Below are 10,098 nucleotides of genomic sequence, written 5' to 3' on the forward strand. Positions count from 1 at the left end.
TCGAAAGAGTGGCCTTTTTTGTATCTGTTGAAAAAGTCCTTTCGCAACAATGATCTGTCACTGTGTAGCAAGCCGTTTGGGGTCACTCATACGCTGAGTTCAGACTATGCTCTATCGCAGGCTGAAGCCTTCACGACTGATAACGCGCCGCCCCCTGTTGCCGGGTGATAGGCGTTAATATTTGTGATTATTTTTTTCTACAGGGATTGGTAACTTGGCTGGATACCCCCATCCTGTCGCGCACAATCCAAGAGGTGATTGATGCGCGCCAACTCGTCTGATTCACAAGACACTGTCACAGCAACACAACCGATCAAGGCTGAGCGTCTGCGCCTGCTCGATCGGTTGAGCAAGTACCGTCAACCCATTGGCCTGGCGGTCACCCTGCTGTTGTTCGCGATCGCGCTGATCGCCTGTCGTCATCTGTTGAGCGAGCTCGACCTTTACGCGCTGCACGACTCGATCCTCGAAGTTCCGAAACCTGCCTTGATGGGCGCTCTGGGCGCAACCATAGTGGGTTTCATCATTCTGCTTGGCTACGAATGGTCGGCCAGCCGCTATGCCGAGGTGAACCTGGCACCGCGCACACTGGCAGTGGGCGGCTTCACGGCCTTTGCCATTGGCAACGCCATCGGTCTTTCAATGTTGTCGGGTGGCTCGGTTCGCTATCGACTCTATGCCCGTCACGGCCTGGGAGCGGCTGAAGTCGCCCGCATGACGCTGTTCGCCAGCCTGTCGCTGGGTTGCGCCCTGCCGCCGCTGGCCGCCCTGGCGACGCTCAGCGACCTGTCTGCCGCGTCCACCGCGCTGGGGCTCTCCGAGACCTTGCTGGGTGTGGTAGCGACTGCCGTGCTCGTGTTGTTTTCGGTGCTGGCCTTAGGCATCTACCGCCGTCGACTGCCGGAACAGCCTTACCCGGACAACCTGCTGGTCAAGGTTGGGCGCCGCACCTTGCGCCTGCCCGGTCTTCGACTGACGTTCCTGCAATTGATCATCACCGCTCTGGACGTAGCCGCCGCCGCGACCGTGCTCTATCTGCTGCTGCCGGAAACACCGCCCTTCGGCGCGTTCCTTTTGGTGTACCTGCTGGCTTTGGCCGCCGGTGTGCTCAGCCATGTGCCGGGCGGCGTCGGGGTGTTCGAGGCAATTTTGCTGGCTGCGTTTTCCGACACCCTTGGCGCCGCGCCACTGGCGGCCGCCCTGCTGCTCTATCGCTTGATCTACGTGGTCCTGCCGCTACTGGTGGCCTGCCTGCTGCTGCTGATCAACGAAGGCCAGCGCCTGTTCCAGACACGCCAGACATTGCGCGCAGCCTCAGGCCTGGCGGCTCCGATACTGGCAGTGCTGGTATTCCTGTCCGGTGTTGTCCTGCTGTTCTCCGGTGCCACCCCGGAAATCGACACGCGCCTGGAACACATCGGTTTTCTGATCCCCCATCGACTGGTCGATGCTTCGCACTTTGGCGCCAGCCTGGTCGGCGTTCTGTGCCTGTTGCTGGCCCAGGGGCTGCGTCGCCGGCTGTCAGCCGCGTGGATGCTGACCACCATTCTGTTGCTGGTCGGCGCCCTGCTCTCGCTGCTCAAGGGTTTTGACTGGGAAGAAGCCAGCCTGATGGTGCTGACGGCGAGCCTGCTCGGGGTATTCCGCCGCTCGTTCTACCGCCCCAGCCGCCTGACCGAAGTGCCATTCTCGCCGTTGTACCTGGTAGCGAGCCTGTGCGTGCTTGGCGCATCGATCTGGCTGCTGCTGTTCGCCTATCAGGACGTTCCCTACAGCCACCAACTCTGGTGGCAGTTCACCCTCGACGCCGATGCCCCTCGCGGCCTGCGTTCGCTGCTCGGTGCCGCGGTGCTGCTGGTGGTGGTGTCGCTGACCTGGCTGCTGCGCACTGCGCGTCCGGTCATACACCTGCCGACGCCCGACGAACTGGAACGCGCCAGCAAGATCCTCATGGCATCGGCCCAACCGGATGGCGGCCTGGCCCTGACCGGTGACAAGGCGCTGCTGTTCCACCCCAACGACGAGGCGTTCCTGATGTACGCCCGTCGCGGCCGCAGCCTGGTGGCGCTGTATGACCCGATCGGCCCGGGCCAGCAACGGGCGGAAATGATCTGGCAGTTCCGCGACCTGTGCGACATCCACCACGCCCGCCCTGTGTTCTATCAAGTGCGCGCAGAGAACCTGCCGTACTACATGGACATCGGCCTGACGGCGATCAAGCTCGGCGAAGAAGCCCGGGTCGACCTGAAGCGTTTTGATCTCGAAGCCAAGGGCAAAGAGATGAAGGACCTGCGCTACACCTGGAACCGTGGCACCCGTGACGGCCTGTCGCTGGAAATCTTCGAGCCCGGTCACGCGCCGATGGATGAGCTCAAGGTGATTTCCGATGCCTGGCTGACCGGCAAGAACGTCCGGGAGAAAGGTTTTTCGCTGGGCCGCTTCAGCGATGACTACCTCAAGTATTTCCGCATCGCGGTGATTCGTTTCGAAGGGCGCCCGGTGGCGTTCGCCAACTTGCTCGAGACTTATGGTCATGACCTGGCCAGCCTCGACCTGATGCGCGCGCACCCGGATGCCCCGAAGCTGACCATGGAGTTCATGATGGTCGGCCTGATTCAACATTATAAAAATCATGGATACGCGCGTTTCAGCCTGGGCATGGTGCCGTTGTCGGGGTTACAACCCCGCCGCGGCGCGCCATTGACCCAGCGCCTGGGCTCGATGGTATTCCGCCGTGGTGAGCAGCTATACAACTTCCAAGGCTTGCGCCGCTTCAAAGACAAGTTCCAGCCTGATTGGGAACCCCGTTATATGGCCGTGCCCGCCGGACTCGATCCGCTGGTTGCGCTGGCCGACACTGCTGCCCTGATCGCGGGCGGCTTGACCGGATTGGTGAAACGCTGATGATTCAACGCTCCTTGCGGTATGTACTGGGCACACTGGTGATAGTGGCCCTGATTCTCGGTGGCGGTTACTGGTACCTGAAACGCCCGGCACCGGAACCGACCCTCGAATGGCTGACCCCGGCCGATGGTGCGGCGATGACCCGTGTCATCCCCGGCACCACGCCACGCGCCCAGGTGCTGGTGGCGGTCAACGAAGACCAGAAACTCAGCGACAAGCAATTGATGACCCTGAGCCGCAGTGGCTCGGCGCAGATTGTCCAGGTGATCCTGCCCAAGGACTGCCTGCTGCAAAGCCGTGCCCTGCAATCGGGCCTGCGAGAGCTCAAAGGCCCGGCGACCCTGGTCAGTGGCATCGGCCCGGGCGCCGTGCTGGCCTGGCGCTGGTTGTCCGAGCAAAAGGACGACAAGGCTTACGCCGTCTCGGTCGACCTGGCTCTGGAAAAGGGTGGCTGCACTCACCTGCTGCCGAAAAGCGCCGCCCACGGCCACTGGCTGGCAGCCTGGAACGACAACCCGGACGACACCAGCGCCGGTTTTGTGCGCGACCAGGTCAATGCCGAAACCAGCATCAGCGACTACGACATCAACCTGCCGCAAGTGTTGAACAACGAACTGCGCAAGATCCTCGTCGGTGGCGACAAAGCCGCTGGCGGCCTGCAGATCCCGGTGGTCGAAGTACCGGCAGGCCAGGCCAGGGACACCGTGACCCTGTTCCTGTCCGGCGACGGCGGCTGGCGCGACCTCGATCGCGACGTGGCGGGCGAGATGGCCAAGATCGGCTATCCGGTGGTCGGCATCGACACCCTGCGCTACTACTGGCAGCACAAGAGCCCGGAGCAAAGCGCGCTGGACCTGGCTGAACTGATGCAACACTACCGGCAGAAATGGGGCACCAAGCGCTTCATCCTGACCGGCTACTCGTTCGGCGCGGATGTTCTGCCGGCGATCTACAACCGCCTGGCCGAGTCGGAGCAGAATCGCGTTGACGCAATCATCCTGCTGGCCTTCGCCCGTACTGGCAGCTTTGAAATCGAAGTCGAAGGCTGGCTCGGCAACGCTGGCAAGGAAGCCGCCACCGGCCCGGAAATGGCCAAGCTGCCAGCCGCCAAAGTGGTGTGCATCTACGGTGAAGAAGAAACCGACGAAAGCGGCTGCACCGACAAGACTGCGGTAGGCGAAGCGATGAAACTGCCCGGCGGCCACCACTTCGACGAGAACTACCCGGCGCTGGCCAAGCGTCTGGTAGAGATCATCGAGAAGCGCCAGCCGAAGGAAACAGCTGCTACAGAGTGATCTGACAGCCCGCAAAAAGCCCTCGTTACCTCACGGTAGCGGGGGCTTTTTCATTCCACCACACGCCACACATCCCCTGTGGGAGCGGGCTTGCTCGCGAAAGCGGTGTGTCAAATTGCATCTATGTCGACTGACACGCCCCTTTCGCGAGCAAGCCCGCTCCCACACTGGATCTTCATAGTCTTCCAGTTTTGTACTCAGGTACAAAAAAGCCCCCGCTGCCGCAATGGCAACGGGGGCTTTTTGTGGGTCGCTTACATCTCCACCTGAGTACCCAGTTCAATCACCCGGTTCAACGGCAGATTGAAGAAGCGCAGGTTGCCATTGGCGTTCTGCAACATGAACGCAAACAGCGCCTCACGCCAGCGCGACATGCCTTCGAGCTTGGAGGCGATGACCGTTTCGCGGCTGAGGAAGTACGTGGTGCGCATCGGGCTGAAGTTCAGTTCATCGAGATGACACAGCTTCAACGCCTGTGGCACGTCCGGCTCATCGATGAAGCCGAAATGCAGGATCACCCGGAAGAAACCTTCGCCGTAGGCATCGACCTCGAACCGTCGTGATGGCGGCACCCGCGGGATGTCTTCGTAGACCACCGTCAGCAGCACCACTTGCTCGTGCAGTACCTGGTTATGCAACAAGTTGTGCAACAGCGCGTGGGGCACGGCGTCCGGTCGCGCGGTGAGGAACACTGCCGTGCCCTGCACGCGATGGGGCGGTTGCACGGCGATGCTGCTGATGAAGATCGGCAGTGGCAGCCCACCTTCATCGATGCGCTCCACCAGCAATTGCTTGCCGCGCTTCCAGGTGGTCATCAGCACAAACAAGGCGAAACCGGCGATTACCGGGAATGCACCGCCCTGAATGATTTTCGGCACGTTGGCGGCGAAGTACACACCGTCTACCAGCAGGAAACCCAAGAGCATCGGCACCACAAGAACCGGAGGCCACTTCCACAACAGCAGTATTACCGCCGACACCAGGATGGTGGTCATCAGCATTGTGCCCGTCACCGCCACGCCATAGGCCGAAGCCAGAGCGCCGGAGGATTCGAAACCAATCACCAGCAGGATCACACCAACCATCAGCGCCCAGTTCACCGCGGCGATGTAGATCTGGCCTTGTTCGGCGCTGGAGGTGTGCCGGATGTGCATGCGCGGAATGTAACCGAGCTGGATCGCCTGACGGGTCAGGGAGAACGCACCGGAAATCACCGCTTGCGAGGCAATCACCGTGGCCAGGGTCGACAGGCCGACCAGCGGGATCAATGCCCAGCTCGGTGCCAACAGGTAGAACGGGTTACGAGCCGCTTCCGGGTCGCCCAGCAGCAAGGCGCCCTGGCCGAAGTAGTTCAGCACCAACGCCGGCAGTACAAGGATGAACCACGCACGTGCAATCGGCTTGCGGCCGAAGTGGCCCATGTCCGCGTACAGCGCTTCGGCACCGGTCAATGCCAGCACCACGGCGCCGAGAATCGTCACGCCCATGCCCGGATGGACCATGAAGAAACGTACACCCCATACCGGATTCATCGCTTGCAGGACTTCCGGATGCTGGCTGATGCCATAGACGCCCAGTGCGCCCAGCACGAGGAACCAGGTAACCATGATCGGCCCGAACAGAATGCCGATCCGCGCGGTACCGTGACTCTGAATCAGAAACAGCGCGACCAGCACCACCAGTGACAGTGGCACGACCCAATGATCGATGCCCTCGAATGCCAGGCCCAGGCCTTCAATTGCCGACAGCACGGAAATCGCCGGGGTAATCATGCTGTCGCCATAGAACAACGCCGCACCGATCAGTCCGCAGACCACCAGCAACGTGCGCAATTTCGCGTGCCCCGACGCCGCCCGCCGGGCCAGTGCGGTCAAGGCCATGATCCCGCCTTCGCCCTGGTTGTCGGCGCGCAGCACAAACATCATGTACTTGATCGACACGACCCAGATCAGCGACCAGAAGATCAGCGCCAGGATCCCCAGCACCCCGTCATGGTTGACCGGTACGCCATAGCCTCCGGAAAACACTTCTTTGAGGGTGTACAACGGACTGGTGCCGATATCGCCATAAACCACCCCGACTGCCGCGACCAGCATGCCGATCGGCTTCACCGCCGAATGCTCGGCACCTGCAGCCTGACTACTTGCCTGACCCATCCACCACTCCTACTTCTCAGACCCGGGCTTCTTTGAAAGAAGCACTATGCTTTGTCGTGCAGCATGCGCTGTTTTACTTCACGTTACAGACGTTTTGTTGACAGTAAAAACCCAGTAAAGCGTAACGGCGCGAAGCATAGCGCAGCACTCGTCGTATTTCCCTGCATAAAGCTGGTCAAGTGAGCGACTCATCGCTAGAATTGCGCACTTTTTGATCAGAGGCGCAGTTCAAGCGCCCGTCCGTCGGTTTTGCCCTGCCCGGCAAGCGGCGTCACAAAATACCGAGGTTAGACATGTCCACCACTCCTGCGCCGGCCAATCCAAAGGTTGGCTTCGTATCCCTGGGTTGCCCCAAAGCACTGGTCGACTCCGAGCGCATCCTTACCCAGCTGCGCATGGAAGGCTATGACGTGGTGTCCACCTACCAGGACGCCGACGTCGTGGTAGTCAACACTTGCGGCTTCATCGATTCGGCCAAGGCCGAGTCCCTGGAAGTGATCGGCGAAGCCATCAAGGAAAACGGCAAGGTCATCGTGACCGGCTGCATGGGCGTCGAAGAAGGCAACATTCGCAACGTACACCCGAGCGTGCTGGCCGTGACCGGTCCGCAGCAGTACGAGCAAGTGGTCAACGCCGTGCACGACGTCGTGCCGCCGCGCCAGGACCACAACCCGCTGATCGACCTGGTGCCGCCGCAAGGCATCAAACTGACCCCGCGCCACTACGCCTACCTGAAGATTTCCGAAGGCTGCAACCATAGCTGCAGCTTCTGCATCATCCCGTCGATGCGCGGCAAACTGGTCAGCCGTCCGGTGGGCGACGTGCTCGACGAGGCCCAGCGCCTGGTCAAATCCGGCGTCAAAGAGCTGTTGGTGATCTCCCAGGACACCAGCGCCTACGGCGTCGATGTGAAGTACCGCACCGGTTTCTGGAACGGCGCGCCGGTGAAAACCCGCATGACCGAACTCTGCGAAGCCCTGAGCACCCTCGGCGTCTGGGTTCGCCTGCACTACGTTTACCCGTACCCACACGTTGACGAGCTGATCCCGTTGATGGCCGCCGGCAAGATCCTGCCGTACCTGGACATCCCGTTCCAGCACGCCAGCCCGAAAGTGCTGAAGTCGATGAAACGCCCGGCCTTCGAAGACAAGACCCTGGCGCGGATCAAGAACTGGCGCGAAATCTGCCCGGACCTGATCATCCGTTCGACCTTCATCGTCGGCTTCCCGGGCGAAACCGAAGAAGATTTCCAGTACCTGCTGAACTGGCTGACCGAAGCACAACTCGACCGCGTCGGCTGCTTCCAGTACTCGCCGGTAGAAGGTGCACCGGCCAATGACCTGGACCTGGAGGTCGTCCCGGACGACGTCAAGCAAGACCGCTGGGAGCGCTTCATGGCGCACCAGCAGGCCATCAGCTCGGCGCGCCTGCAAATGCGCATCGGCCGCGAGATCGAAGTGCTGGTCGATGAAGTCGACGAGCAAGGCGCGGTGGGCCGCTGCTTCTTCGACGCGCCGGAAATCGACGGCAACGTATTCATCGACAACGGCAGCAACCTCAAGCCGGGCGACAAGGTCTGGTGCAAAGTGACCGACGCCGACGAATACGATCTGTGGGCTGAACAGATCTAAACGCAAAAAATACACAAAGCCCCGCTCTCTTGACGAGATGCGGGGCTTTTTTACGGCTATCGTTTGCAGATGGAAGGATTCCTATCAACCACTGCATAAGGAGCAGACGGGCATGCGTCAGCATTCGGTCATCCACACGCCGAAATTCAGCGACTACGAAGAATTGACCCGGGTCTGGGAGGCCTCGGTACGTGCCACCCACGACTTCCTGCCAGACAGCTACATCGAACTGCTGAAAAACCTGGTGCTGACCCGCTACCTCGACTCGGTGATGCTGATCTGCACCAGGGATTCGAGCCAGCGCATCAGCGGGTTCGCCGGCGTCGCGGCAGGCAAGATCGAAATGCTCTTCATCGACCCCGACCATCGCGGCCAGGGCCTGGGCAAGAAACTGTTGCGCTATGCCCTGGAACACCTGAACGCCGTCGAACTGGACGTCAACGAACAAAACCCGCAAGCCCTCGGCTTTTACTTCAAGCAGGGTTTCGAGGTCATCGGCCGCTCGGAAGTCGATGGCATGGGCCAGCCGTATCCGCTGCTGCACATGCGCTTGCGCCAGCCCCAACAAAAATCACGACATGGATGACACAACACACAACCACTGTGGGAGCGGGCTTGCTCGCGAAGGCGGTGTGTCAGCCAACATAATTGTTGAGGTTGATGGCCCCTTCGCGAGCAAGCCCGCTCCCACAAAAAGCCTCGCGGCGTAAATGTAACCGCGATTAACCGGCGCCAGGCAGGTACAATGCCCACCCCCTTTTTGTTACGGCCCTGACATGACTGACCCGATTCGTCTCTCCAAACGCCTCATCGAACTCGTCGGCTGTTCCCGTCGGGAGGCTGAGCTGTTCATCGAGGGCGGCTGGGTCACCGTCGACGGCGTGGTCATCGACGAGCCGCAATTCAAGGTCGACACCCAGAAAGTCGAGCTTGATCCAGAAGCCAAGGCCACCGCGCCGGAACCGGTGACCCTGCTGCTCAACGTGCCGGCCGGCATGGACGCAGACACCGCCATGGCCACCCTCGGCGCCGAGACCCTGAGCGAAGAACACCGCTACGGCAAGCGCCCGTTGCGCGGGCACTTCCTGCGCCTGACCGCCAGCACCGACCTGCAGGCCAACGCCAGCGGTCTGCTGGTGTTCACCCAGGACTGGAAAATCCTGCGCAAGCTCACCGCCGACTCCAGCAAGATCGAGCAGGAGTATGTGGTCGAGGTTGAAGGCGAGATGGTGGCTCACGGCCTGAACCGCCTGAACCACGGCCTGACCTACAAGGGCAAGGAATTGCCGGCGGTCAAGGCCAGTTGGCAGAACGAAAACCGCCTGCGCTTTGCCATGAAGAACCCGCAACCGGGCATCATCGCTCAACTGTGTCAGGCCGTCGGCCTGAAGGTCGTCGCCATCCGCCGCATCCGCATCGGCGGCGTGTCCATCGGCAAAGTGCCCGTGGGGCAATGGCGCTACTTGTCCGGCAAAGAGAAGTTCTAAGACTTCCCGCGCCGCCACACCTTTCGGTGCTGCTGTTTTCGGCGGCGCCCATAGCTGAATTATCAGGACTGCACACATGATCCATAACGACGTACTGCGCAGCGTGCGCTACATGCTCGACATCAGCGACAAGAAAGTCATCGAGATCATCAAGCTCGGTGGCATGGACGTGGCCCTGAAAGACCTGGTGACGTACCTCGACAAGAAAGAAGAAGACGAGGAAGGCTTCGTACGCTGCCCGGACGACGTCATGGCGCATTTCCTCGATGGCCTGGTGATCTTCAAGCGCGGCAAGGACGAAAGCCGTCCGCCGCAGCCGATCGAAGTGCCAGTGACCAACAACATCATCCTGAAAAAGCTGCGGGTGGCGTTCGAGCTGAAAGAAGACGACATGCACGCGATCCTCAAGGCCGCCGGGTTCCCGGTGTCCAAGCCTGAGCTGAGCGCGCTGTTCCGCAAGTTCGGCCACACCAACTATCGCCCGTGCGGCGACCAGCTGCTGCGCAATTTCCTCAAGGGCCTGACCCTGCGAGTGAGAGCGTAAAGCAGCAACACCCTCTGTAGCAGCTGCCGAGCCCGCGAGGCTGCGTTCGGCTGCGAAGCAGTCGTGAGTCCAGCTGACGCG

Annotated in this window: 7 protein-coding genes; 6 read left to right on the forward strand and 1 reads right to left on the reverse strand. The window is 61.1% G+C overall.

All coding sequences use genetic code 11. The features are described from left to right. The first annotated feature begins 261 nt into the window (after positions 1–261). Positions 262–2,904, forward strand: coding sequence for a bifunctional lysylphosphatidylglycerol flippase/synthetase MprF (mprF, locus tag PMI28_RS00910; RefSeq protein WP_007992714.1), 2,643 nt, complete (start codon positions 262–264; stop codon positions 2,902–2,904). Continuing rightward, positions 2,904–4,199: a virulence factor family protein gene (locus PMI28_RS00905; RefSeq protein ID WP_007992716.1), complete on the forward strand. Its 1,296-nt coding sequence runs from the start codon at positions 2,904–2,906 to the stop codon at positions 4,197–4,199. Before mprF ends, PMI28_RS00905 begins: the two co-directional genes overlap by 1 nt. A 254-nt stretch (positions 4,200–4,453) precedes the next feature. On the opposite strand, the gene PMI28_RS00900 is transcribed toward PMI28_RS00905, so the two are convergent. Then, positions 4,454–6,355, reverse strand: coding sequence for a potassium transporter Kup (locus PMI28_RS00900; protein WP_007992718.1), 1,902 nt, complete (start codon positions 6,353–6,355; stop codon positions 4,454–4,456). A 293-nt stretch (positions 6,356–6,648) separates the two neighbouring features. On the opposite strand from PMI28_RS00900, the gene rimO reads away from it, so the two are divergent. The 4 genes from rimO (at position 6,649) to PMI28_RS00880 (ending at position 10,017) form a co-directional block, all read left to right on the forward strand. Beyond that, entirely contained in the window at positions 6,649–7,986 is a 1,338-nt protein-coding gene (gene rimO, locus PMI28_RS00895) for a 30S ribosomal protein S12 methylthiotransferase RimO (protein WP_007992720.1), read from the forward strand. A 112-nt stretch (positions 7,987–8,098) separates the two neighbouring features. Next, on the forward strand, positions 8,099–8,572 hold the full coding sequence (locus PMI28_RS00890; RefSeq protein WP_007992722.1) for an acetyltransferase: 474 nt from the start codon (positions 8,099–8,101) through the stop codon (positions 8,570–8,572). 190 nt (positions 8,573–8,762) lie between these two features. Continuing rightward, positions 8,763–9,473, forward strand: a complete 711-nt coding sequence (locus PMI28_RS00885) for an rRNA pseudouridine synthase (protein WP_007992725.1) — start codon at positions 8,763–8,765, stop codon at positions 9,471–9,473. A 76-nt stretch (positions 9,474–9,549) separates the two neighbouring features. Next, the gene (locus tag PMI28_RS00880; protein ID WP_007992727.1) at positions 9,550–10,017 is read left to right on the forward strand and encodes a DUF1456 family protein; all 468 of its coding nucleotides are present in this window, start codon (positions 9,550–9,552) and stop codon (positions 10,015–10,017) included. Positions 10,018–10,098: the final 81 nt, after the last annotated feature.

Origin of the sequence: Pseudomonas sp. GM48 (assembly GCF_000282335.1) — a bacterium.
GTDB lineage: Bacteria > Pseudomonadota > Gammaproteobacteria > Pseudomonadales > Pseudomonadaceae > Aquipseudomonas.

Excerpts from the sequence above, each read along its gene's own strand:
- PMI28_RS00885 (WP_007992725.1), top strand. The coding sequence starts at position 8,763 with ATGACTGACCCGATTCGTCTCTCCAAACGCCTCATCGAACTCGTCGGC.
- PMI28_RS00900 (WP_007992718.1), bottom strand. The coding sequence starts at position 6,355 with ATGGGTCAGGCAAGTAGTCAGGCTGCAGGTGCCGAGCATTCGGCGGTG.
- PMI28_RS00880 (WP_007992727.1), top strand. The coding sequence starts at position 9,550 with ATGATCCATAACGACGTACTGCGCAGCGTGCGCTACATGCTCGACATC.
- PMI28_RS00905 (WP_007992716.1), top strand. The coding sequence starts at position 2,904 with ATGATTCAACGCTCCTTGCGGTATGTACTGGGCACACTGGTGATAGTG.
- PMI28_RS00890 (WP_007992722.1), top strand. The coding sequence starts at position 8,099 with ATGCGTCAGCATTCGGTCATCCACACGCCGAAATTCAGCGACTACGAA.
- rimO (WP_007992720.1), top strand. The coding sequence starts at position 6,649 with ATGTCCACCACTCCTGCGCCGGCCAATCCAAAGGTTGGCTTCGTATCC.
- mprF (WP_007992714.1), top strand. The coding sequence starts at position 262 with ATGCGCGCCAACTCGTCTGATTCACAAGACACTGTCACAGCAACACAA.